Origin of the sequence: Paenibacillus helianthi, assembly GCF_001909055.1 — a bacterium.
Taxonomy (GTDB): Bacteria; Bacillota; Bacilli; order Paenibacillales; family Paenibacillaceae; genus Paenibacillus_AQ; species Paenibacillus_AQ helianthi.
In genome coordinates, this window is record NZ_LVWI01000054.1 from 14,592 (window position 1) to 36,418 (window position 21,827).

General features: G+C 51.0%; 24 protein-coding genes. 23 read left to right on the plus strand and 1 reads right to left on the minus strand.

All coding sequences use genetic code 11. The features are described 5' to 3' along the window. Nucleotides 1–107 precede the first annotated feature (107 nt). The 10 genes from rnmV to A3844_RS20610 all read left to right on the plus strand — a co-directional run bounded on the left by rnmV (nucleotide 108) and on the right by A3844_RS20610 (nucleotide 8,479). Entirely contained in the window at nucleotides 108–659 is a 552-nt protein-coding gene (gene rnmV, locus A3844_RS20565; protein WP_074086913.1) for a ribonuclease M5, read from the plus strand. Next, nucleotides 656–1,540: a 16S rRNA (adenine(1518)-N(6)/adenine(1519)-N(6))-dimethyltransferase RsmA gene (gene rsmA / locus A3844_RS20570; protein WP_074102228.1), complete on the plus strand. Its 885-nt coding sequence runs from the start codon at nucleotides 656–658 to the stop codon at nucleotides 1,538–1,540. The genes rnmV and rsmA overlap by 4 nt, the downstream gene beginning before the upstream one ends. Nucleotides 1,541–1,643: 103 nt before the next feature. Further along, nucleotides 1,644–2,546 carry a sporulation peptidase YabG gene (gene yabG / locus A3844_RS20575; protein ID WP_074086915.1) on the plus strand — a complete coding sequence of 301 codons (903 nt, stop codon included), beginning with the start codon at nucleotides 1,644–1,646 and terminating at the stop codon, nucleotides 2,544–2,546. 258 nt (nucleotides 2,547–2,804) lie between these two features. Beyond that, the gene (gene veg / locus A3844_RS20580; RefSeq protein WP_019914493.1) at nucleotides 2,805–3,080 is read left to right on the plus strand and encodes a biofilm formation stimulator Veg; all 276 of its coding nucleotides are present in this window, start codon (nucleotides 2,805–2,807) and stop codon (nucleotides 3,078–3,080) included. 130 nt (nucleotides 3,081–3,210) lie between these two features. Then, nucleotides 3,211–3,390: a small, acid-soluble spore protein, alpha/beta type gene (locus A3844_RS20585; protein WP_074086916.1), complete on the plus strand. Its 180-nt coding sequence runs from the start codon at nucleotides 3,211–3,213 to the stop codon at nucleotides 3,388–3,390. A gap of 186 nt (nucleotides 3,391–3,576) precedes the next feature. Continuing rightward, nucleotides 3,577–4,431, plus strand: coding sequence for a 4-(cytidine 5'-diphospho)-2-C-methyl-D-erythritol kinase (gene ispE / locus A3844_RS20590; RefSeq protein WP_074086917.1), 855 nt, complete (start codon nucleotides 3,577–3,579; stop codon nucleotides 4,429–4,431). Nucleotides 4,432–4,535: 104 nt separating this feature from the next. Continuing rightward, entirely contained in the window at nucleotides 4,536–5,363 is an 828-nt protein-coding gene (gene purR, locus A3844_RS20595) for a pur operon repressor (RefSeq protein WP_074086918.1), read from the plus strand. A gap of 211 nt (nucleotides 5,364–5,574) precedes the next feature. Continuing rightward, nucleotides 5,575–5,862: a septation regulator SpoVG gene (gene spoVG, locus A3844_RS20600; RefSeq protein ID WP_020425826.1), complete on the plus strand. Its 288-nt coding sequence runs from the start codon at nucleotides 5,575–5,577 to the stop codon at nucleotides 5,860–5,862. A gap of 171 nt (nucleotides 5,863–6,033) precedes the next feature. Then, complete coding sequence (glmU, locus tag A3844_RS20605; RefSeq protein ID WP_074108339.1) at nucleotides 6,034–7,443, plus strand: bifunctional UDP-N-acetylglucosamine diphosphorylase/glucosamine-1-phosphate N-acetyltransferase GlmU; 1,410 nt, start codon at nucleotides 6,034–6,036, stop codon at nucleotides 7,441–7,443. Nucleotides 7,444–7,525: 82 nt separating this feature from the next. Then, nucleotides 7,526–8,479: a ribose-phosphate diphosphokinase gene (locus A3844_RS20610; protein WP_054944031.1), complete on the plus strand. Its 954-nt coding sequence runs from the start codon at nucleotides 7,526–7,528 to the stop codon at nucleotides 8,477–8,479. 79 nt (nucleotides 8,480–8,558) lie between these two features. On the opposite strand, the gene A3844_RS20615 is transcribed toward A3844_RS20610, so the two are convergent. Then, nucleotides 8,559–8,759 (minus strand): hypothetical protein, encoded by a 201-nt coding sequence (locus A3844_RS20615; protein ID WP_074086920.1) that lies wholly within the window; start codon nucleotides 8,757–8,759, stop codon nucleotides 8,559–8,561. A 92-nt stretch (nucleotides 8,760–8,851) separates the two neighbouring features. Here A3844_RS20615 and pth point away from each other — a divergent pair, with 92 nt between their 5' ends. The 13 genes from pth to A3844_RS20680 all read left to right on the plus strand — a co-directional run bounded on the left by pth (nucleotide 8,852) and on the right by A3844_RS20680 (nucleotide 21,566). Further along, nucleotides 8,852–9,412: an aminoacyl-tRNA hydrolase gene (gene pth, locus A3844_RS20620; RefSeq protein WP_074086921.1), complete on the plus strand. Its 561-nt coding sequence runs from the start codon at nucleotides 8,852–8,854 to the stop codon at nucleotides 9,410–9,412. A gap of 89 nt (nucleotides 9,413–9,501) precedes the next feature. After that, a complete protein-coding gene (gene fin, locus A3844_RS20625) occupies nucleotides 9,502–9,732 on the plus strand; it encodes an anti-sigma-F factor Fin (protein ID WP_074086922.1) in 231 nt (76 codons plus the stop codon). A 133-nt stretch (nucleotides 9,733–9,865) separates the two neighbouring features. Further along, the gene (gene mfd, locus A3844_RS20630; RefSeq protein WP_074102231.1) at nucleotides 9,866–13,390 is read left to right on the plus strand and encodes a transcription-repair coupling factor; all 3,525 of its coding nucleotides are present in this window, start codon (nucleotides 9,866–9,868) and stop codon (nucleotides 13,388–13,390) included. Continuing rightward, nucleotides 13,374–14,438, plus strand: a complete 1,065-nt coding sequence (locus A3844_RS20635; RefSeq protein ID WP_074108340.1) for a peptidylprolyl isomerase — start codon at nucleotides 13,374–13,376, stop codon at nucleotides 14,436–14,438. Before mfd ends, A3844_RS20635 begins: the two co-directional genes overlap by 17 nt. 206 nt (nucleotides 14,439–14,644) lie before the next feature. After that, nucleotides 14,645–15,187 (plus strand): stage V sporulation protein T, encoded by a 543-nt coding sequence (gene spoVT / locus A3844_RS20640; protein ID WP_074086925.1) that lies wholly within the window; start codon nucleotides 14,645–14,647, stop codon nucleotides 15,185–15,187. A 144-nt stretch (nucleotides 15,188–15,331) separates the two neighbouring features. Then, on the plus strand, nucleotides 15,332–17,008 hold the full coding sequence (locus A3844_RS20645) for a putative polysaccharide biosynthesis protein (protein WP_074108341.1): 1,677 nt from the start codon (nucleotides 15,332–15,334) through the stop codon (nucleotides 17,006–17,008). A gap of 178 nt (nucleotides 17,009–17,186) precedes the next feature. Next, the gene (gene yabN, locus A3844_RS20650; RefSeq protein WP_074108342.1) at nucleotides 17,187–18,686 is read left to right on the plus strand and encodes a bifunctional methyltransferase/pyrophosphohydrolase YabN; all 1,500 of its coding nucleotides are present in this window, start codon (nucleotides 17,187–17,189) and stop codon (nucleotides 18,684–18,686) included. Nucleotides 18,687–19,009: 323 nt separating this feature from the next. Beyond that, the gene (locus A3844_RS20655) at nucleotides 19,010–19,282 is read left to right on the plus strand and encodes an HU family DNA-binding protein (RefSeq protein ID WP_074086928.1); all 273 of its coding nucleotides are present in this window, start codon (nucleotides 19,010–19,012) and stop codon (nucleotides 19,280–19,282) included. After that, nucleotides 19,282–19,560, plus strand: coding sequence for an RNA-binding S4 domain-containing protein (locus tag A3844_RS20660; protein ID WP_038584395.1), 279 nt, complete (start codon nucleotides 19,282–19,284; stop codon nucleotides 19,558–19,560). Before A3844_RS20655 ends, A3844_RS20660 begins: the two co-directional genes overlap by 1 nt. Before the next feature lie 179 nt (nucleotides 19,561–19,739). Continuing rightward, entirely contained in the window at nucleotides 19,740–20,024 is a 285-nt protein-coding gene (gene yabP, locus A3844_RS20665; protein WP_074086929.1) for a sporulation protein YabP, read from the plus strand. Beyond that, a complete protein-coding gene (gene yabQ / locus A3844_RS20670; protein WP_074108343.1) occupies nucleotides 20,021–20,584 on the plus strand; it encodes a spore cortex biosynthesis protein YabQ in 564 nt (187 codons plus the stop codon). The genes yabP and yabQ overlap by 4 nt, the downstream gene beginning before the upstream one ends. 21 nt (nucleotides 20,585–20,605) lie before the next feature. Further along, nucleotides 20,606–20,941 (plus strand): FtsB family cell division protein, encoded by a 336-nt coding sequence (locus tag A3844_RS20675; protein WP_074086931.1) that lies wholly within the window; start codon nucleotides 20,606–20,608, stop codon nucleotides 20,939–20,941. A 124-nt stretch (nucleotides 20,942–21,065) separates the two neighbouring features. Continuing rightward, nucleotides 21,066–21,566, plus strand: coding sequence for a S1 domain-containing RNA-binding protein (locus tag A3844_RS20680; protein WP_036696437.1), 501 nt, complete (start codon nucleotides 21,066–21,068; stop codon nucleotides 21,564–21,566). The last annotated feature ends 261 nt before the right edge of the window (nucleotides 21,567–21,827 follow it).

Below are 21,827 nucleotides of genomic sequence, written 5' to 3' on the forward strand. Positions count from 1 at the left end.
TGTTACGGAATTACAGAGCTGCCGCTCATCACTTATACATTCTTTAGCCAATAAGAAGGGGAGCGAATCCTCTTCTTTTTGCGTTGCAGAGTAAGGAGTTTTGTAAAATGATCAAGGAATTAATCGTTGTGGAAGGTAAAAGCGATACAGTTGCGGTTAAGCGTGCTGTAGATGCGGATACCATTGAAACAGGCGGTTCAGCAGTTGACCGCAAAGTGATCGCCAGGATTGCGCTGGCCATGGAGCGCAGAGGGGTCATTATTCTAACTGATCCTGATCACGCCGGGGAACGGATCCGGAAGATTGTGTCTTCCAAGGTGCCAGGCTGCAAGCATGCGTTCATTCCTGAAAAAGATGCTACCCGCAAAGGTGACATCGGAGTTGAAAATGCTTCTCCGGAGGCTATTCGTCACGCGCTTGAGCATGTTCATACTTCCTTTGAAGGCGCCCCGGCCCTGATTGGGTTGGAGGATCTGATGGCTGCAGGGATGATGGTGCATCCCCGGGCAGCGGAGCGGAGAATGGAGTTGGGCAATTTGCTGGGGATCGGCTACTGTAACGGCAAGCAGCTATACAAGCGGCTGGCGATGTTTGGAATATCACGAGAGGAATTTGTAAATGCTCTCGCGCAAATTGATCAGGGAGGCATTACCTCATGAGTGGCAACAATCATATCTCATCCCCGGTACGCACTAAGGAAATTATCCAGCGTTACGGGTTCTCGTTTAAGAAAAGCTTGGGCCAGAACTTTCTGATTGACCAGAATATACTGGACAAGATTGTAGATGCTGCAGGCCTGGATCAGGCAGCAGGTGCACTAGAGATTGGACCAGGCATTGGCGCTTTGACCGAGAGGCTGGCGATGTCCGCTGGAGTGGTGACAGCCGTAGAGATTGACCGGCGGCTGATCCCGATACTTCGGGATGTTCTTGCCTCTTACCCGCATGTCAAAATCCGGAACGATGATGTGTTGAAAGTGAATTTGCAGGAATTATTTGCTGAGGATTTTGCGGCTGTGGAAAGAGTTAGTGTAGTTGCCAATTTGCCGTACTATGTAACTACTCCAATTCTCATGAAGCTGCTTGAAGAAAAACTGCCGCTTGATAATATCGTGGTGATGATTCAAAAGGAGGTTGCCGAACGTATGGCAGCTTCACCTGGCGGGAAGGAATATGGCAGCCTTAGCATCGCTGTTCAGTATTATAGTGAACCCGAACTGGTCTGCATAGTGCCGCGTACGGTATTCATTCCTCAACCGAACGTGGAGTCCGCCGTGATCCGTCTCAAGGTGAGAGAGCGTCCCCCGGTAGAGGTTGCAGACGAGAAGCATTTCTTTGAGGTTGTACAAGCTTCCTTCACCCAGCGGCGCAAAACCATTGCCAATAATCTCAAAGCCCGGTTCTTTCCGGAAGAGGGGCGTGAACGTCTGGAGTCTCTGCTGGCTGAGGCTGGAATCGAGCCAAGCCGCCGCGGAGAAACACTCAGCCTGGAGGAGTATGCCCGGCTAAGCGCCGTACTGCTTGCTGCTGGAATCGTTTAAGCATGAAAAAACAGCCTGATGCCTTTCTTATGTTTCAAATCACAGCCGATTAAGAACCAACCAGGGTCTTTGCCCATACGATGGGGTAGAGGTGGTGTTTGAAATGAATTTAGGAGACTTGGTCGTTCGCAAATCTTATGGTGGCGATGTAACGTTCCGGGTGGAGAATATCGTGCAGAACGGGGCCGTCATCAAAGGTACCGAATTTCGCCTGCTGGCGGATGCGCCTTTGGAAGACTTGGTGCAGGTGCCTCCTACCCGTATTACCGAGCGGGGACAACAGGCGCAGATTAAAGCTACTGAATCCCTGACCCGGCTGCGTAAAGACCGGCAGGAGCAGAGCCAGCGCAGCGGAGAGAGTATCTCCGGAGTATGGCCCCAGTCTCCCAAGGAGCTGGCCTACTTCGAGGTGCCGGGAAAGGTGCTGCACCTGGATGGTGATGCACTGTATTTGAAGAAGAGCCTTAATCTATACGAGCAGCTGCGGATCCCCGCTGAAGGTCATCATATTCATGAATCAAAGATGGCCGAAACGCTGTACCGGCTGTTGCCGCATGTACGTCCGGATATTGTTGTCATTACCGGTCATGACGGAGTACTCAAACAGCAGCATACTTATGATCTCTACAGCCTGAATAGTTACAAAAATTCGCAGAACTTCGTAGCGGCCATTAGGGTTGCGAGGGAATATGAGCGGAATTTTGATACGCTGACTATTGTGGCAGGAGCCTGCCAGTCCCATTTCGAGGCACTGCTAGGTGCGGGGGCCAACTTTGCCAGCTCGCCCGGAAGAATTCTGATTCATGCTTTGGATCCGGTCTATATAGCGGCAAAGGCATCTTTTACTTCCATCCGGGATTCCGTCAGTCTGGGGGATGTGCTGAATAATACCATCAGCGGCAGCCAGGGCATGGGCGGAATCGAGACCCGCGGCAGCTTCCGTATCGGAATGCCGCGCCTGCAGAATCTATCTACTCTAAAGGTAGCACCATCGGTGATGATGTAGCCGCAGGATATGAGAACAGACATTTCAGAAATCCCCACTTAAGCCCCACTTTTGTGGGGTTTTTTTGTTTACGGTGTTTTTTGCTTATTGAATATTAGACTCTGATATTACGGCTAACAAGGATTTAATGTCAGCGTTGCTCTACGCTAAAAAAATTCCGTTGACAACATTTTTACCATCATCTATAATTATTTATTTGATTTGACAATGAAGGTGGAAAGTTGTATAATGGACAAGGAAAGAGGTGGTCGTCAGGCAATGGCTAATAACGCGCTGTTGGAAATTAAACGCAGTCTCGAAGCTCACGTCGGTCATAAGATCACGTTGCGTGCAAACGGTGGCCGTCGTAAAACCGTTGAACGCACCGGTGTCCTGGAAGAAACGTACCCTTCTGTATTTATTGTCAAACTGGATCAGGAGCAGCAAACCTTCAAGCGAGTCTCCTACAGCTATGCCGATATCCTCACTGAATCTGTGGAAATCACAGTTTGTGAAGATGATGGGCAGATGCGGATTATGTATATTAAAGCTTAACGGTTTATGGGCAGTCTCCCGCAGGGGAGGCTGCTTTTTGTTGTTTTTGGCTGAATGGCCATCCGGTCTTGGCAGCATACTAAAGCAGCAACAATCTCGTCATCCATCATTTTAAGGAGGGATTTCGTTAATGAGCCGCAGAAAACGGGGCATGATGTCAGAGGAATTGAAGACGGAGCTGGCCAAGGAACTGGGTTTTTATGAGACGGTAGAACGTGATGGCTGGGGCGGAATTCGGGCGAAAGATGCCGGGAATATGGTTAAAAGAGCCATTCAGCTGGCTGAGGAGGCCGCACGCAAATCGTATTAGGACTTGCAGGAACAACTCAGCGAGGGGTGCTGCCACGACGGCAGTGCCTTTTCGGTATGTACTGAACTTTTGATAAAATGTAAAAAAAGGACGACAAACCTTTTCTACTGGATGGACTTCGTTACGAGTTTCTCATATAATATGTTAAGTTGTTTTTACGGGAAAAGCTGAGGGTGGGTGAACGCCTTGAAAATGTATGAAAAAGCGCCAGCAAAAATCAATCTGATGCTGGATGTGCTGCATAAACGCGCGGATGGCTTTCATGAAGTTGAAATGATTATGACTATGGTCGATTTGGCGGACCGCTTGGAGCTGTCTGAGCTGAAACGGGATTCTATTATTATCTCGAGCCAGGCCGGATATATTCCGCTGGACGAGAAGAACCTGGCCTTCCAGGCGGCAAGGCTTATTAAAGACCGCTATAACGTGAGAAGCGGTGTGCACATCCATTTGGACAAAAGAATCCCTGTGGCTGCAGGCCTCGCCGGCGGCAGTAGTGACGCCGCGGCAACGCTGCGCGGCTTGAACCGGCTCTGGCGCCTCGGCATTCCGGCGCAGGAGCTGCAGGAACTGGGCGCCGAGCTGGGCTCGGACGTCCCGTTCTGCGTCACAGGCGGCACTGCCCTGGCAACGGGCAGAGGCGAGCGGCTGACTCCCATTCCAAGTCCGCCGCAGTGCTGGGTCGTCCTGGCCAAGCCGCCGATTAATGTATCGACGGCTGAGGTGTACGGACGCGTGCGCGCGAACAACATCGCTGTGCATCCATCCGCTTCCCGGATGCAGGAGGCGATCGCCGCAGGCGATTTCGCAGCTGTCTGCGCAGGGCTCGGTAACGTACTGGAGGATGTCACGCTGAAGCTGCATCCGGAGGTGCAGCAGTTGAAGGACGCTATGGTGAAGCTGGGTGCAGATGGCGTACTTATGTCTGGCAGCGGGCCAACGGTATTTGGCCTGGTGTCAAAACAATCGAAGGTAGCCAGAATTTACAATGGGCTGCGCGGATTTTGCAAGGAAGTATACGCTGTGCGTTCGCTGAACTAAGTAAACGCTGTCTGACGGTGGTCGAATGGATCCCCATGCTTGTGTAAATCCGTACAAAAGTGATATTATTTTTAATAATATTCGGTTTTGGCGAGGAGCATTCCGTGAAAAAACTTAAAAGAAGCCAACGTTTGGTAGACATGACCCAATTTTTGCTTGAAAAACCGCATGTTCTTCTTCCGCTATCAACATTTGCTGACCGGTACGGAGCGGCGAAGTCATCTGTAAGTGAAGATTTGGCTATTATAAAAGAGGTATTTGAAGGAGAAGGCATGGGGGAATTGCAGACACTCGCTGGTGCGGCGGGTGGTGTGCGCTATATTCCGAGGATGCCTACAGACATAGCGCTAGCCTTCGTAGACGGCCTATGCAGCCAGCTTGAACAAAGTGACCGTATACTGCCTGGCGGATATTTGTATATGTCTGATCTGCTTGGGCTTCCGTCTCTGATGGAGCAGGCCGGCAAGATTATCGCCACAGCCTTCTATGGTGTAGAGATTGACGTGGTAATGACAGTAGAGACCAAAGGTATTCCCCTGGCTTATGCCACGGCCGCGCAGCTGGGACTTCCGGTAGTGCTGGTACGCCGCGACCATCAGGTGACGGAGGGCTCTGCAGTAAGCATCAATTATGTCTCGGGATCGCATAAAAGCATACATACGATGTCGCTGTCCAGACGGGCGCTGAGGGAGAAGTCGAGGGTGCTGATTGTGGATGACTTCATGAAGGCGGGTGGAACCGTACGCGGCATGGTCGATCTTCTGGGTGAATTCAATGCTGAGGTTGCCGGTGTAGGTGTGCTGGTTGAATCCGGAGCTGTTGAAACCGAGGAGCGCCTGCTCCATGACTATGTATCCCTGGTGAAGTTAAGTGAAGTGGATTCTAAGGAACGGCGGATCTCTGCACATCCGGGGAATTATTTTTTCGCTTGATTGGCAGAGTAAACCTAATATCTATAAGACTGGCTAAAATGTCGAATCCGTGAGGAAAACACAGAGAACTTCACGAAATGTGTCGAAAACGATGGTATGGCAAAAATAATCTTCTTCATCAGACATTTTATGGAATCCAAAAGAAGGAATTCGCATTGCTGTGTGGAATTATACACCAAGTCTCTGATGGAAAAAGGTGGTGAACACACACATGCAAATTACGGATGTCAGACTCCGCCGCGTTAACTCTGAGGGGAGAATGAAAGCAATCGCATCCATTACAATCGATAACGAGTTTGTTGTTCATGACATTCGCGTCATCGACGGTAATAACGGGATGTTCGTTGCAATGCCCAGCAAGCGTACACCGGATGGGGAATTCCGCGATATCGCACACCCGATTTCTTCGGGAACACGCGAGAAGATTCAATCCGCGGTTCTGGCCGAGTATGATCGCGCCGCTACTGAAGAAGAAGAGGTCATTGAAGAGGGAGCATAAGCCAGTCGCTTACTCTGAAGGACGGCTGCCCTTACTTGGGCGGCTTAAGGCCATGCCGTTTTTTTATTGGGGTTCGAAGAAAAGGGAACCATGCCTTCATGGTTCTCTTTTCTTTTTGCCCGGAATGAGATATATTCAGTAGTGAGCTAAAGAAGTAGGGGGTTGGCATTCTTGAAAAGAATGGCTGTTGTACTTGCTGCAGGTCAAGGCAAGCGCATGAAATCTAAATTATACAAAGTGCTGCACCCCGTCTGCGGCAAACCGATGGTAGGGCATGTACTTGATACAGTAAAAGCGACCGGATGCCAGCGCACCGTTGTAGTTGTCGGACACGGTGCGGAGAAGGTAAAAGCCTATGTGGGCCAGAATGCAGAATATGTGCTTCAGGAAACGCAGTTGGGTACAGGCCATGCCGTGAAGCAGGCTAAAGACCTTCTCGGCGGTGAAACAGGCACAACAGTTGTAATCTGCGGAGATACACCGCTCGTGACAGCGGAAACGCTGGAGGGGCTTATGGCTCTGCATGAGGGCCAGAATGCGGCTGCAACCGTACTTACAGCTGTCATGGAGCAGCCTGCAGGCTATGGAAGGATTATTCGAGGTAAGGATGGCGGCGTACTGAAGATCGTGGAGCAGAAGGATTGCTCTCCGGAGGAAACTGCTGTAAATGAGATCAACACGGGGACTTATTGTTTTGATAACACGAAGCTGTTTGCAGCTTTGGAGAAGGTTACGAACAGCAATAACCAGCAGGAATATTATTTAACCGATGTTATCGGCATACTCCGGGCACAGGGGGATATCGTACTGGGATATCAGGCTCATGATGCTGCGGAGTCTATTGGCGTTAATGACCGTTTGGCCTTGTCGGAAGCAGAAGGTCTGATGCGCCAGCGCATCAACCGTCAGCACATGCTGAACGGGGTAACCATTATTGATCCTGCTTCCACCTATATCGCAGCCGATGTGATCATCGGAGCAGATACCACACTCTATCCGGGAACTACCCTGAAAGGGAAGACGGTCATCGGGGAGGACTGCATCATCGGGCCTTCCAGTGAGATTGAGGACTGCGTGGTGATGGATGGTGCTGAAGTGAAGCACTCCGTGCTGAATCAGGCCCAGGTCGGAGCAAGAACCTCTGTTGGGCCTTTTGCCTATTTGCGGCCAGGTGCTGTGCTTGGGGAAGAGGTTAAAATCGGTGATTTTGTGGAAATTAAGAATGCCAGTATTGGGGATGGCTCGAAAGTCTCACATTTAAGCTATATCGGCGATGCGACGGTTGGCAAGAATGTAAATGTGGGCTGCGGTGCAATTACCGTTAACTATGACGGCTACAATAAATCCAGAACCGAGATTGGCGATGATGCCTTTATCGGGAGTAATGTGAACCTTGTAGCTCCGGTTACTGTGGGCAAAGGTGCATTTGTCGTTGCCGGGTCGACCATTACCCGTTCAGTTTCAGAGAATGATCTGGCTATTGCCAGAGTAAGGCAGGAGAACAAGCCAGGGTATGCCGAGAAGATCCGTGCCCGGGCCAAAGCCAAGAAAGGCCAGTCCGAGTCCATCGTAGAGCGCTAGAAGCCAAGGCGCCGGTCGGACCCGCAAATCCGCGCCGGCGCTCACTTGGAAGTTAAATTCCGTCACGGAGGGTTTATATTTTATGACTTATTGCGATTCCAAACTAAAGATTTTTACCTGCAATTCCAATCCTAAGCTGGCCAGTCAAATTGCCGACTACATCGGCATACCCATGGGAGAATCCCACACGACCAGCTTCAGCGACGGAGAGATTCAGGTTAAGCTGTCAGAGAGCGTTCGTGGCTGTCACGTATATATCGTACAGTCCACGTGTGGTCCGGTTAATGATAATCTTATGGAGCTTCTGGTTATGGTCGACGCCCTCAAGCGCGCCTCCGCGAAGAGTATCAATGTGGTTATTCCGTACTATGGCTACGCACGTCAAGACCGTAAAGCCCGTTCCCGCGATCCGATAACGGCCAAGCTGGTAGCGAACCTGATTGAAAAAGCAGGGGCACACCGCGTCATTACCATGGACCTTCACGCGATGCAAATTCAAGGCTTCTTCGATATTCCTGTGGATCATCTCCTGGGTGTTCCCATTCTTGCCCAGTATTTCCGCTCCAAGCAGATTCAGAATCCTGTTGTAGTGTCTCCTGACCATGGCGGTGTTGTGCGGGCAAGAAAGCTTGCTGATTTCTTGAACGCGCCGCTGGCAATTATCGACAAACGCCGTCCAGAGCCAAATGTGAGTGAGGTTATGAACATCATCGGTAATATCGAGGGCAAAACAGCGATTCTGATCGATGACATCATCGACACAGCCGGAACCATTGTATTGGGAGCCAATGCTCTGATGGAAGGCGGTGTGAAGGAAGTATATGCGTGCTGCACCCATCCCGTATTATCAGGTCCTGCACATGAACGTTTGGAAAACTCTCCAATCAAAGAAATTATCGTGACGGATACCATTCCAATTCGCAGCGACAATCCGACCTCGAAGCTAAAGGTTCTGTCCGTGGCTCCACTGATGGGCGAGGCTATTATCCGCGTTCATGAAGAGCTGTCGATCAGTAAATTGTTTGAAATAGAATAGATTGCCCAGGGTATAGAAAAAGGGTTACACCTTTCGCGAGGAAGATGTAACCCTTGTCGGCGTAATGCAGAAGCTGTCTCTAGTATCCCGGACGAGAGACGAAGGTGAACAGGGTACGGTTATAAAGGGTCCCCTGAAGCTCCACAAAACCTTCATCCACAGCTGTCACCATCCCGATGTCAACGTGCACGTTGCCTCTATATACCTCGACAGGCACAGCATGTTGGATGTGGTACTGGAAATGGCGCTGAAGCGTTAAGATATCGCCTTGATGTAGCATGTTTCATCACCTGTCTTTGGAATATACGCCTATTGTACCAAAAACGGAACGCCTCTGCCGAGAGGTGTCTAGAAGGAAAGGATAGCCGCATCATGAAATGGATAGTTGGACTCGGAAATCCCGGACCGCAGTACGCCAAAACGAAGCATAATGTCGGCTTTATGGCTTTGGACGAACTGGCGGCTAAATATGGCATAGTTTTTAATCAGAACAAATGTAAGTCCGTTATTGGTGAAGGTGTGATTGACGGTATCAAAACCGTTCTGATCAAACCAATGACTTTTATGAATCTCTCCGGGGAAGCGGTTCGTGCCTATATGGATTATTACAAAGTACAGCTTGAAGATATGATTGTTGTGTATGATGATCTGGATACGGAAATGGGTAAAGTCCGGCTGCGCTACCAGGGAAGCGCCGGCGGCCATAACGGGATTAAGTCCATCATACAGCATACCGGAACCCAAACCTTCAACCGTGTGCGGATGGGGATATCCCGGCCTGAGCCTGGATTTGCTATTGTCGACTATGTTCTATCTACCTTCCCTAAGAAGGATGGGGATAAGCTGGAAACGATGATTCAAGACACCTGTGCCGCTCTGGAGTTCAGTATGAAGCATACATTTGAGCAGACTATGGCTAAATTTAATGGCTGATTGCCTAGAGGCTATAATTCCCCCTAAGGCTAAAGCTTAATCAGGCGGGGCATACTGAAGGTAATATACTACCTTCAGGAGGCATATAGATGGCAATAAACTATGTATGCAGGCACTGCCGGACATTTCTGGGAAGCATCCAGAGAAGTGATATTACAGAAATGCAGTTGGGCCTACATTCCTTGACCCCTGCGGAGCGCAGAGATATCATAGCGTATGATTCAGAAGGCGAGATTACGGTAAAGGTGACTTGCGACTACTGCAAGGAAGCCTTGGACAATAACCCCGAGCTCAGTCTGCTGGCCAGTCCGCTTCAGTAAGTGGCAGCGGCTGTCTCTATCGTCATCCGCAAGCCTTGGCCTTATGCTAAGGCTTGTTTTCGATTCTAATTATAATAGGTGGCATCTGCCCGTCAGGGCAGTGCCAGCCTGTTTAGTAAGAGAGGTGCGCCTGTTGTTACAAGGTCTTATAGAAGCATTTTCCAAAGATCCCGATTTTCAGTCCGTTACCCGAGGTGTAGCTGCAGGCATGAAGGAGCAGCTCATATCGGGTTTGTCTGGTTCGGCCAGACAAATCATGCTGGCGGCGCTGCATGAAGAGACTTCACGTCCGCTGCTTGTAGTTACTCATAATATGTTTTCTGCCCAGAAGATGGCTGAGGATTTGCAGGAAGCGCTTTCTCCCGATCGCGTTCTGCTCTACCCTGCCAATGAGCTGGTTGCCGCCGAGGCGGCAGTCTCAAGCCCTGAGACACTTGCCCAGCGGATTGATGTGTTAACGAGATGCGCCCAGGGCTTCCGTGGCGTTGTTGTTGTTCCCTATTCCGGTGTACGCCGCCTGCTTCCTTCGCCACATGTGATGGCAGACGCAGAGGTAACGATCTCCCAGGATGGGACGCTTGTTCTTGATGAGTTCCTGATGTCCATGATTGAGATGGGCTATGAACGGGTGGAGCGGGTAGAGAACCGCGGCGAGCTCAGTGTCCGGGGCGGTATTATTGATTTCTATCCGATGACTTCCCCCCTGGCCTACCGGGTGGAGCTGTTTGATGATGAGGTCGATTCCATCCGAACCTTTGATCCGCAGGACCAGCGTTCGATCGACAAGGTGAACAGCGTGAAGATCACACCTGCCAAGGAAATTATTGCTGATCAGCTGCGTCAGGATACGGCTTCTACAGAAGCAGCGGCAATGCTGGAACGGCAGCTCGAAAAGATGGCTGACCGCCAGGCGAAGCTGCGTCTGCGCGAGGAAATGGGCCGGGAGCTGGAAATGCTCCGCGAAGGCACTTATTTTCCGGAAATCTATAAATATATTAGTCTCTTATATCCAGAGCGTACCCATCTGTACGATTACATGGCGAAGGATACGATTCTGGTGCTGGATGAACCAGCGAGATTGCTGGAAACAGCGAAGCAGCTTGAACGGGATGAATCGGAATGGAACCTGCACCTGCTGCAAAACGGAAAGACACTTCCTGATCTGCAGCTTTCTGTGGAGAGTGATGTCGTCATGTATCAGCGGCCGTTCCAAAGCCTGTTCATGTCGATTTTCCTGCGCCAGGTTCCCCATATTCAGCCGCAGAATATTTTGGGCTTTATCAGCCGCGGAATGCAGGACTTCCATGGCCAGATGAATGTGCTGAAATCGGAGATGGAGCGGTGGCACAAATCCGGCGTGAAAGTGATTATGCTAGCGAATGGTGAAGAACGGATGGAGCGTGTCCGCAGGGTTCTGTACGACTATGGCATTGAGGAGCCTACCATTCTTCAAGGCAATTTGGGTTCCGGTTTTGAACTGCCTTCCATTCATCTTGCGGTGATTACCGAAGGAGAAATGTTCTCCCAGAAGCAGCGCAAGGCACGCAAGGTATCCAAAGGCATCGATAATGCTGAACGGATTAAAAGCTACACCGAACTGAAGATTGGTGATTATGTTGTTCATCAAAATCACGGGATCGGGAAGTATATGGGAATCGGGACGCTGGAGGTCAGCGGAATTCACCGGGACTATATGCATATTATGTATGCCGGAGGAGATAAACTCTCCGTACCGATTGAACAAATTGATCTGATTCAGAAGTACGTGGGCTCGGAAGATAAGGAGCCGAAGGTTTATAAGCTTGGCGGTAATGAATGGACGAGAGTTACAAGTAAGGTGCGGTCTTCGGTACAGGATATTGCCGATGATCTGATTAAGCTCTATGCTGAACGTCAGAGTGCCCTGGGCTATGGCTTTGAGAAGGATACCCAGGAGCAGCACGAATTCGAAGAGATGTTCCCTTATGAAGAGACACGCGATCAGCTGCGGGCCATTGAAGAAATCAAGAAGGATATGGAGCAGAACCGTCCGATGGACCGGTTGCTGTGCGGTGACGTAGGCTATGGCAAGACGGAGGTAGCCATTCGTGCCGCGTTTAAATCTGCGATTGAAGGCAAGCAGGTTGCGGTGCTGGTACCAACGACGATTCTGGCCCAGCAGCACTACGAGACCTTCCGCGAGCGTTTTGCCAATTATCCGCTTAACATCCAGGTGCTCAGCCGGTTCCGCAGCCGCAAGGAGCAGAATGAAACAATCAAGGGTGTACGGCAGGGAACCGTAGATGTTGTTATTGGCACGCACCGGCTGTTGTCGCAGGATATGGTCTTTAAGGATCTGGGTCTTTTGATCGTGGATGAGGAGCAGCGTTTCGGGGTTACACATAAGGAAAAACTCAAAAAACTGAAGACCAATGTCGATGTACTAACTCTTACGGCGACACCTATTCCCCGGACCCTGCATATGTCCATGCTCGGTGTGCGGGACTTGTCAGTCATTGAGACACCGCCGGAGAACCGCTTTCCTGTACAGACGTACGTGGTAGAGCACAGCCAGACGCTTACCCGTGAGGCTGTAGAGCGTGAGCTGGCCCGGGGCGGTCAGGTCTATTATCTGTACAACCGTGTTCAGGGTATTCAGGAAATGGCTGCGCAAATCTCCATGCTCGTTCCGGAAGCCCGGGTCGGCATTGGTCATGGCCAAATGTCAGAGTCAGAGCTGGAGAAGACCATTCTTGACTTTCTGGATGGGGAATACGATGTGCTGGTCAGCACAAGCATCATCGAGACAGGGGTAGATATTCCGAACGTCAACACGCTGATTGTACATGACGCTGACAAAATGGGGCTGTCCCAGCTGTATCAGCTTCGCGGGCGGGTAGGCCGCTCCAACCGGATTGCTTATGCCTATTTCACGTACCAGCGGGATAAAGTGCTTACTGAGGTAGCCGAGAAGCGGCTGCAGTCGATTAAGGAATTTACGGAGCTTGGCTCCGGCTTCAAAATCGCCATGCGTGACCTTTCCATTCGCGGAGCGGGCAATTTGCTTGGTGCTGAACAGCACGGATTCATTGCGTCTGTCGGTTTTGATCTCTACTCGCAGATGCTTGCAGAAGAGATCCGCAAACGCAAAGTCAGCGTGCTGGGTGAAGAGGATACCTCACTTAAGCAAGGAAATACGGTGATTGACTTGTCGATTGATGCTTATCTGCCATCCGAGTATATCTATGACAGTATTCAAAAAATAGAGATATATAAGAAAGTTGCTGCAGTGGCTGCCCTTGAAGATGCCGCAGAACTTGAAGACGAGCTGCTCGACCGTTTCGGTGAGCTGCCTGAGGCTGTTGTCAACCTGTTATCTGTAGCCCGCCTGAAGGTATATGGCAAGCTCTACGGAATGGAATCGATGGTCCGGCGGGGCGATGAGGTCTCGCTCAACTTCCATGAAGGCAGCACCGGCGCTTTTGACACGGCAAAGCTCGCTAAGGTTGGAAATAACTTTGAAAGACGTGTACAATTTGATAGGGACGCCAAGTCAACCATCCGTGTGAAATCAAAGGATCTGGGGGACAAGGAACTGCTTGATTTGCTGGAACAGTTCCTGGCGGCGGCCAAACAGTCTTTAAAATCGAAGGGAGAATTACATGATGTCATCAAATAAAACAAAATCCTGGAAAGTGCTGCTAGTTTCACTTGCGGCGGCCATTTCTTTCTCTATGCTGGCAGCTTGCAGCAGCAATAATAACAGTAATACGGCTGAAGATAAAAGCGCTGCGGTAGCTACGTACAAAGGCGGTAAAATTACCGAAAAAGAATTTGAAATGGATACCCGTGTTATGAAACTTTTGTCGCCACAGCAGGCGCAGTACCTGGAAATTGATGCCTTCAAGGAATCCATCCTGAAGCAGGAAGTTGCATTTGAATATCTGTCTGGCAAGGCTACGGATGCCGCGAAGAAAGAAGCGGAGAAGCAAGCAGACGAACAAGTAAACTCCATTAAGACAGGCTTAGGGGAAACCTATGAAAGTACGCTGAAGGAAGCGAATCTGACAGAAAAAGATATTCATTCCTACATGCTGCGTGTACTGACTGTATATCAGGACATGCTGTTGAAAGTTACAGACGACCAGGTAAAAGCTGAGTTTGAAAAAACCAAAGGCGACTTCACGGTAGCTACGCTACGCCATGTGTTGATCGGTCTTAAGGATGCTGCAGGTAAGGAACGCACCGATGCAGATGCGCTGAAGCTGGCCAAGGAAGTGAAGGCTAAGCTGGATGGCGGGGCGGACTTTGCTGCGACAGCCAAACAATACTCGGATGATACCGGGTCCAAGGAAAGTGGCGGTGAAATAAAGGATACAGTACTGAGCCCGGCTACCTATCCGGAAGAATTTAGAAAGGCAGCCCAAACCCTGCCGCTGAACAAGATCAGCGATCCGGTCAAGACCGTTTACGGTTATCACGTGATGGAAGTGGAATCCCGAACAGAAACCCCTTTTGATAAGCTGACCGATGAACAGAAGGGAACCATCAAGGGGTCACTCGCGTCCCAGGCTCTGGAATCGTACCTTGAGAAGGATCTGAAATCACTCGATGTCAAAATTAATTTGCCGAAGAGCTCTGCAGCTGCGGGAGCAGCAAATGGCGGAACTAAGCCTACAGCCGCACCAAGCGCTAAGGCTCCGGCTGCAACGGAAGCGGCCCAATAATATACGACAGATATCAATAAGACGGCCCCCTCGCATAATGTGAGGGGGCTGTCTCCGTTTATATAATACATGCGGGATCGATGTATAAGGAACTGGGAAGAGATGAATACTATGGTCAGATATTTCGATAAATCACTGGGATTATCCATTCCCATAATGAACAGTAGTTGGACCATACTTCTTAAGAAAGCGGGGCAACATGTGAAATGAAAGCTACTGGAATTGTTCGCCGTATTGATGACCTCGGCCGAGTTGTTATCCCCAAAGAAATTAGACGTACTTTGCGTATCCGTGAAGGTGATCCACTGGAAATCTTCGTTGACCGTGACGGTGAAGTCATACTGAAAAAGTATTCTCCGATTGGGGAACTGGGCGATTTTGCCAAGGAATACGCAGAATCACTCTTTGAAGGAACAGGCCATATTACCATGATCACCGACCGGGACACTTTTATCGCTTTGGCTGGAGGTTCAAAAAAAGATTATCTAGAGAAGCAGGTTGGGGTGTTGCTTGAGAAAGTGATGGAGAGCCGGAAGACTGTGCTTGAAACGAATGCAGGCAGCTATGACATTGGTAAAGATCATCCGGAATCCGTCTCTTCGTATGTGGCTGCACCCATTATTTCTGGTGGAGACCCCATCGGCTGTGTCGTCCTGCTGAATAAGGATGACTCGGTGAAAATGGCGCAGATGGAAGTGAAAATGGCCGAAACCGCGGCTGCCTTCCTGGGTAAACAAATGGAGCAGTAACTGCTGTGGCATGGAGGCCCCGCTTCCCCTTTGGCGAAATAAGCCAAACGGGTGGCGGGGTTTTTGTCGTGGGGTGTCCCTATGCGTTATAATATAGAAATTCATCCCATCATAGCAGTTATAGCTGTAGAAGCAGGTATATGTATGAAACTTAAGTCGCAAGGCTCGAAACTGCTGCAAGGGGCATTCATTCTTAGTGCAGCAGCCATCTTATCGAAGCTGATTGGCACCCTGCAGAAAATCCCGCTGCAAAATCTGGGCGGAGATGCTGTATTCGGTATTTATAACACGGTATATCCACTGTACACCATGCTGGTAACGGTGGCGATGCTGGGCCTGCCGTCAGCTGTTTCCAAATTCGTGGCAGAGGCTTCTGCGGGTAGGGAAGAGCAGGAAGGACGCCGGATACTGAAGCTCTCTGCTGTCCTTACCGGTGTGAGCGGGGTGGTAATTGGAATTCTGGTCTACGCAGGTGCGCCACTCCTCTCGGCATGGGTCGGCAATTCGCATATTACCCCAGCACTGCGGGCCAGCGCGTGGGGGCTGGCCGTTGTTCCGCTAATGGCTGCGCTGCGGGGCTATTTTCAGGGCCTTCATAATATGGTCCCTACTGCCGTCTCCCAGGTGGCCGAGCAGTCGGTGCGCGTTGCTGTTATGATCGCACTGCTGCTGTATCTGACTTCGATTCATGCAGATGCGTCAGGGATTGCCGCCGGGGCGCTACTGGGCTCAGCCGGAGGAGGTGCAGCCGGTCTGCTCATCATGCTGCTGTATCTGCGGAGGCACCGCCGCCGTCAAGCGGAGCCGGGGCCTGCTGCCACATCCGAAGTAATGGCTGAGACTTCATGGACACAAGAGCAGAGAACTGCAGCTCCCGCCAGTCCGAAGTCGAGTACACGCATCCTGCAGTTGCTGGCCTATGGGCTTCCAGTTATGCTGGGGGCACTGGCCGTGCCGCTCATCGGGCTGGTAGATGTATTCACTGTTCCCCGCCTGCTGTCCTCTGGCGGGAGCGAAGCGTCTGCGATGGCGCAGTTCGGGATCTACAACCGCGGCCTGCCGCTGGTGCAGATCGTCACGATGCTCGCTACTTCGCTGTCTGTGGTCTTCATCCCGGCACTCGCAGAAGCCAAGTACCGGGGCGACCTGGGGCTAATCCAGACCCGCGTCAGCTTATCGCTGCGTTGGTTCTGGCTGCTGGGCCTGGCCGCCTCCGCAGGCCTGGCGGTGCTTGCGGAGCCGATCAATATGGCACTGTACGGCGACGCTTCCGGCAGCAGCACGATGACCTGGCTGGCCTTCACCGCCGCTGGCGGTACGGTCAGCATCATCTCGGCCGCGCTGCTGCAGGGCCTTGGCGCCGTGCGCGCGCCGGCGCTGCACCTCCTGGCCGCCGCGCTGCTCAAGGCGGCCCTGAACCTGCTGCTCGTGCCGCAGCAGGGCATTACCGGCGCGGCCATCGCCAGCGTGGCCGCGCATGGGTTCGCAGCAGCGCTGAACGTGCTGCTGCTGCACCGCCAAGGCCATCTGCGGCTGCGCCTGGCAGATGCCCTGCTGCGGCCCGCGCTGCTGCTGGCGGGCCTGGCCCTGGCCGCTAGCGCCGTGAGCTACGCTACCGGCGCTGCGGCAGAAGCCGCGGGCCTTGGCGGCAGCCGCACCGCGGCCCTGGCGCAGAGCCTGCTCGGCGTGCTCGCAGGCTGCGCTGTCTTCGCCATCGGCACGGTAGTCCTTCGCCTGCTGAGCGAAAGTGAACTGCGCCAGCTGCCGGGCTTCGGCCCGAGGCTGGCGGACAAGCTGAAGAAGCTGCGCCTGTTTCCCTAAAGCCGGAAACTCTGGCTTGGATTAGGCTAGTCCCTCCGGTTTTTCCGTAAAGGGTCTGGCCGGTCATAAATCAACGCTAGCAGTCCTGCTGAAATGCGGTACGGATTGAATTACCAGCACTACATAGAGCGGTCACATGCTATTAAGGGCAGCGGCCGCCTGGAAGGAGTAGAATCGCATGAGTGCAACACTAACAGTGGTTGGGCTTGGCTCGGGGAATCCGGACCGGCTGACGCTGGGCATTATCAAGAAGCTGAAGGCGGCATCTATCGTTTACGTTCGGACTGCAGAGCATCCGGTCATGGCGGCTCTGGCTGAGCTTGGGATTGTTACACAGTCATTTGACAGCCTGTATGAATCGTTGTCTTCTTTTCCTGAAGTATATGAAGCAATTACGGCGAAATTAATCGAGGAAGCGGGTTCGGCGCCGTCGGGTACAGAAATGGTCTATGCCGTTCCGGGACATCCGATGGTTGCCGAGTCGGCTGTTTCTTTGCTGCGGGAACGCTGCCCACAAGCGGGAATCAAGCTGGATATTCTAGGCGGGGAAAGCTTCCTGGACGAGGCTTTTGTGCGTCTGGGTTTTGATCCGATTGAGGGCTTTCAGCTTTTGGATGCCTCGGGCATCCGCAGCTCCCAGCTTCAGCCCGAGCTGCATACACTGATCGGCCAGGTGTATGACAGCTTTACGGCCTCCGAGACCAAGCTTTGCCTTATGGAGCTGTATCCGCCGGAGTATGAGATCATTGTAGGGCATGCACTGGGAGTGGAAGGTGAAGAGCAGATAGACCGCGTACCGCTCTATGAGCTTGACCGCCTTACAGGCTTTGGCAATCTCTCGCTAGTCTATGTGCCGGCGAACCGTGAAGAGACAGCAAGACGGCGCAGCTTTGCCCGTCTGCATGAGATCGTTGATATTCTGCGCAGTCCGGAGGGCTGTCCCTGGGACCGGGAACAGACTCATGAGTCGCTGCGTAAGAATCTGATTGAGGAAACTTACGAGGTGCTCGAAACTATTGACGAGGATGATCCGGATCATATGAAGGAAGAGCTGGGTGACCTGCTGCTCCAGATTATGCTGCATGCCCAGATGGAAGAGGAGCTCGGAACTTTTAATGTCTATGATGTGATTGAAGGCCTCAATGACAAGCTGATTTTCCGTCATCCGCATGTATTCGGGGATACCGAAGCGGGCAATGCCGAAGAGGCGCTGAAGAACTGGGAGGGCATGAAGGCTGAGGAGAAACGGCGCAAGGGCCTGAAACCTGAAGCTGACTCTGCGCTTAGTGGAGTTCCCCGTGATCTTCCGGCACTGATGAAAGCTTATAAGCTGCAGAAGAAAGCTTCCAGAGTAGGCTTCGATTGGGACAACGTTCATGACGTTCTGGCCAAAGTCCGCGAGGAGGCAGACGAACTGCAGGAGGCTATCGAGAACGGTGCTTCAGCGGAGGAGCAGATGCTGGAGCTGGGGGATCTGTTATTTGCAGCCGCCAATGCCGCCCGCTTTATCGATGCGGACCCGGAAGAGGCGCTGACCCGCACCAACCGCAAATTTGTCTCCCGGTTTCATTATATTGAGCAGCAGTTGCGCAGCCAGGGAGCTACCGTTCAGGAGAGCAGCCTGGAACAGATGGAAGCACTCTGGCAGGAAGCAAAAAAGGAAGAACGAAAGCTGTAATTTTATAGAGTTGCCCGTACAGCCGGTATAGCCCTCCGATAAAGCGGCAATGCTGTGAATGCGCCCAAATCTCTGATTTGAAATGCAAAGAGTAGTTTATAGTGTTATAGTGCTATAAGCCCGGGATTTTTCGGCGGGAAATAGAAGGATACTCTATAGCACTCAGCATATTAAGACTTATATTTTTAAAAAATTGGCGGTTCGTGGCAGGAATTCGGGTTGGCATCAAGAATATCATAAAGACGAAATGACGGTTTGTGGCTTATCCTGGCGCACAATCGCGTTTCATTTATTTTTTTGTATCCTAGGAGGAACTTCAAATTATGAACAAGACAGATTTGGTTAACAACATTTCCGAAAAAAGCGGATTGGCAAAAAAAGATGTAGAAGCTGTATTGAACGGGGTACTGGGCGAAATTACCGAAGCCCTTGCACAAGGCGATAAAGTGCAGCTGATCGGATTCGGTACCTTTGAAACCCGCAAACGTTCCGGCCGCTCCGGCCGCAACCCGCAAACGGGCACACCGATTGAAATTCCAGAATCGACTGTACCGGCCTTCAAGGCTGGCAACAAGCTCAAAGAAGCCGTCAACTAATGCGTCTTGATAAATTCCTGAAAGTCTCCCGCTTGATCAAGCGCCGCACAGTGGCCAAGGATGTGTCCGAACAAGGCCGGGTGCTGATCAACGGGAAAGAATCCAAGCCGAGCAGTACAGTGAAGATCGGCGACGAGATCACTGTGCAATTCGGTCAAAAACTTGTGACGGTCAAAGTGGAAAAGCTGGTCGAAACGACCCGCAAGGACGAGGCCGCAGGTATGTATACACTGCTTCGTGAAGAGCCTGTTGCCAAAAGCAGCGGCCTCGACTGGTAAGCAGATTTGTAAAGTTTCTAGAAAAGCGCTGCTCTGCATTCTGTGGAGTATGCGCTTTTTTCGAAAATATAAGAGTTTCGAGGTTCACGCAATAAATTAGCCGTTTCCACTTGTGCAGTTTCTGTTCTATAACCTCTCCTTCCCCCATAGATTAGAATCAAGAAGGAGGGGTACATGCTATGATCGAGCCAGTAAAAGTCAATAAACAGCACGATCTGCACATGCACAGCCGCAAACAGCTGGAGCTTACCGGTGTGCAGAACGTGGAAAGCTTCGACAGCGAAGAGTTTCTGCTGCGTACGGAACTTGGCCATCTCACCATTCGGGGAAATCATTTACATATCAAAAACTTAAGTCTGGAGAATGGCATATTGTCTCTGGAGGGCAATGTGCAATCCCTGATTTATCTGGATCCCGGAGCGCAAGGCAAAAATAAAGGATTACTCGGCAAGCTGTTTAAATGAATCCCACAGTTCAGTGGATGACCCTGTTCTATATGATGCTGGCCGGCACAGCCATGGGACTGGCCTATGACAGCTACCGGGTGCTGTCGCTGAAATTAAGCTTTCCCAAGTGGCTGAATGCGCTTCTCGATCTCTTGTATTGGTTATGGGCGGCGCTGCTGGTCTTTCGCATGCTTTATGCCGGAAATCAGGGACAATTGAGGTTTTATGTCTTCTTGGGACTGTTTCTAGGCGTATGGATCTATTTTTTAATCTTCAGTGTTACGGTGCGCCGTTTTGTGGTAATGTTAATTCAGTCGGTTCAGTATACGTGCAGACTGCTATGGAGAGTTATAGAAGTGTTAATAGGTGTACCGCTGCGCTTGTTGTGGCGCCTCTTGAGAGGCATACTGCAGCTGCTGGGCCGTATCCTGTTATTTATTCTAAAGCTGCTGCTGCGTCTAACGAAACCCATTTGGGTATTTCCTGTAAGGTGGATCTCTCCACATGTTTCCCGGCTCCGCCACAGCGGCTGGGTCACGAGATGCATAGCATGGATACACACCAAAAGGAAACACTGACTTGAACTGGAGGAACGCTGCATGAACAGATTCTCTGCGGAAGAGAAGGGGAATAGCCATAAAGCTTCGGCCGCAGGCACGAAGAGAAGGAAATTCATATGGACGCTCGTTGTTGCAGTGTTTTTTGGCTGGGCCGGTTTTATTTTCTTTGCCCAGAGTGCGGCTATTGCAGAAAAGAGTGAACAGCTCGCCAAGAAGCAAGAGAGCAATGAGACGGTGACCACTTCCCTTAATCAACTGAAATATGAAGTATCCCGCCTGAATGATGATGAGTATGTCGGACAATTGGCGCGTAAATGGTACAATATGTATCCTAAAGGCGAAACACCTATTCGTACAGAGCAATCAGGGAAATAAAGCAGGCCAAAAGGGGCTTTCGCTGTGTTGCCTTGATTTGTTCTTTACTGTATAATCAAATCACCGCAGACAGGATGGACTTTATATTCGTCTGTATATTTTTAAGGGAGGATCATTTTATTCTATGGCAATTGAAGTGGGCACCAAGTTAGAGGGCAAGGTGACAGGCATCACGCATTTCGGAGCATTTGTGGATCTGTCAGGAGGTGTCACAGGTCTCGTTCACATCTCGGAAATCGCCGATAATTACGTCAAAGATGTTAATGATCATTTGAAGATTGCTGATGTGGTGACCGTCAAAGTGATTAACGTTGACAAGGACGGTAAGATCGGACTTTCCATTAAGCAGGCCGTAGATAAGCCGGCATCGGAAGTACGTCCCCCCAGAGCTCCAAGACCTGAACGTCCAAGCGGTGGAGACCGTTTCGGCGGCGGTGGCGGCAGTGGTGGAGGCGGCGGTGGATTTAATCGTGAACGGGGAGGGCGTCCATTCAAGCCTGCAGCCGGTAAACCTTCATTCGAGGATAAAATGTCACGCTTCCTGAAAGACAGCGAAGAACGGATATCTTCGATCAAGAAGAACACAGAAGGAAAGCGTGGAGGCCGTGGGGCCAAGCGCGTATAGTTTCATACATGTACATCATTAATAACCGCCGGGGGCATAATTGCCCTTTGCGGTTTTTTTGTATGCCGGGAATGAGAAGACTTGCGCTACTAAAAATAATGGAATAGACACTGTGAAATCAAGCTCTACCTGGTAGGGCTATTTTGTCGGCTGAAAACAAATTCCCGACAGTATCCTTGCCATTCTCACATAACTCCAGAGCAATCGCTGACGAATGACTGCAGCCGCAGGTATGTAAAATGTGGAAGTGCTTTCCATAAT

Bases quoted from the DNA above. Each gene is read 5' to 3' on its own strand.
- rnmV (WP_074086913.1), top strand. From the start codon at position 108: ATGATCAAGGAATTAATCGTTGTGGAAGGTAAAAGCGATACAGTTGCG.
- rsmA (WP_074102228.1), top strand. From the start codon at position 656: ATGAGTGGCAACAATCATATCTCATCCCCGGTACGCACTAAGGAAATT.
- yabG (WP_074086915.1), top strand. From the start codon at position 1,644: ATGAATTTAGGAGACTTGGTCGTTCGCAAATCTTATGGTGGCGATGTA.
- veg (WP_019914493.1), top strand. From the start codon at position 2,805: ATGGCTAATAACGCGCTGTTGGAAATTAAACGCAGTCTCGAAGCTCAC.
- A3844_RS20585 (WP_074086916.1), top strand. From the start codon at position 3,211: ATGAGCCGCAGAAAACGGGGCATGATGTCAGAGGAATTGAAGACGGAG.
- spoVG (WP_020425826.1), top strand. From the start codon at position 5,575: ATGCAAATTACGGATGTCAGACTCCGCCGCGTTAACTCTGAGGGGAGA.
- A3844_RS20610 (WP_054944031.1), top strand. From the start codon at position 7,526: ATGACTTATTGCGATTCCAAACTAAAGATTTTTACCTGCAATTCCAAT.
- A3844_RS20615 (WP_074086920.1), bottom strand. From the start codon at position 8,759: ATGCTACATCAAGGCGATATCTTAACGCTTCAGCGCCATTTCCAGTAC.
- pth (WP_074086921.1), top strand. From the start codon at position 8,852: ATGAAATGGATAGTTGGACTCGGAAATCCCGGACCGCAGTACGCCAAA.
- fin (WP_074086922.1), top strand. From the start codon at position 9,502: ATGGCAATAAACTATGTATGCAGGCACTGCCGGACATTTCTGGGAAGC.
- A3844_RS20635 (WP_074108340.1), top strand. From the start codon at position 13,374: ATGATGTCATCAAATAAAACAAAATCCTGGAAAGTGCTGCTAGTTTCA.
- spoVT (WP_074086925.1), top strand. From the start codon at position 14,645: ATGAAAGCTACTGGAATTGTTCGCCGTATTGATGACCTCGGCCGAGTT.
- A3844_RS20645 (WP_074108341.1), top strand. From the start codon at position 15,332: ATGAAACTTAAGTCGCAAGGCTCGAAACTGCTGCAAGGGGCATTCATT.
- yabN (WP_074108342.1), top strand. From the start codon at position 17,187: ATGAGTGCAACACTAACAGTGGTTGGGCTTGGCTCGGGGAATCCGGAC.
- A3844_RS20655 (WP_074086928.1), top strand. From the start codon at position 19,010: ATGAACAAGACAGATTTGGTTAACAACATTTCCGAAAAAAGCGGATTG.
- A3844_RS20660 (WP_038584395.1), top strand. From the start codon at position 19,282: ATGCGTCTTGATAAATTCCTGAAAGTCTCCCGCTTGATCAAGCGCCGC.
- yabP (WP_074086929.1), top strand. From the start codon at position 19,740: ATGATCGAGCCAGTAAAAGTCAATAAACAGCACGATCTGCACATGCAC.
- yabQ (WP_074108343.1), top strand. From the start codon at position 20,021: ATGAATCCCACAGTTCAGTGGATGACCCTGTTCTATATGATGCTGGCC.
- A3844_RS20675 (WP_074086931.1), top strand. From the start codon at position 20,606: ATGAACAGATTCTCTGCGGAAGAGAAGGGGAATAGCCATAAAGCTTCG.
- A3844_RS20680 (WP_036696437.1), top strand. From the start codon at position 21,066: ATGGCAATTGAAGTGGGCACCAAGTTAGAGGGCAAGGTGACAGGCATC.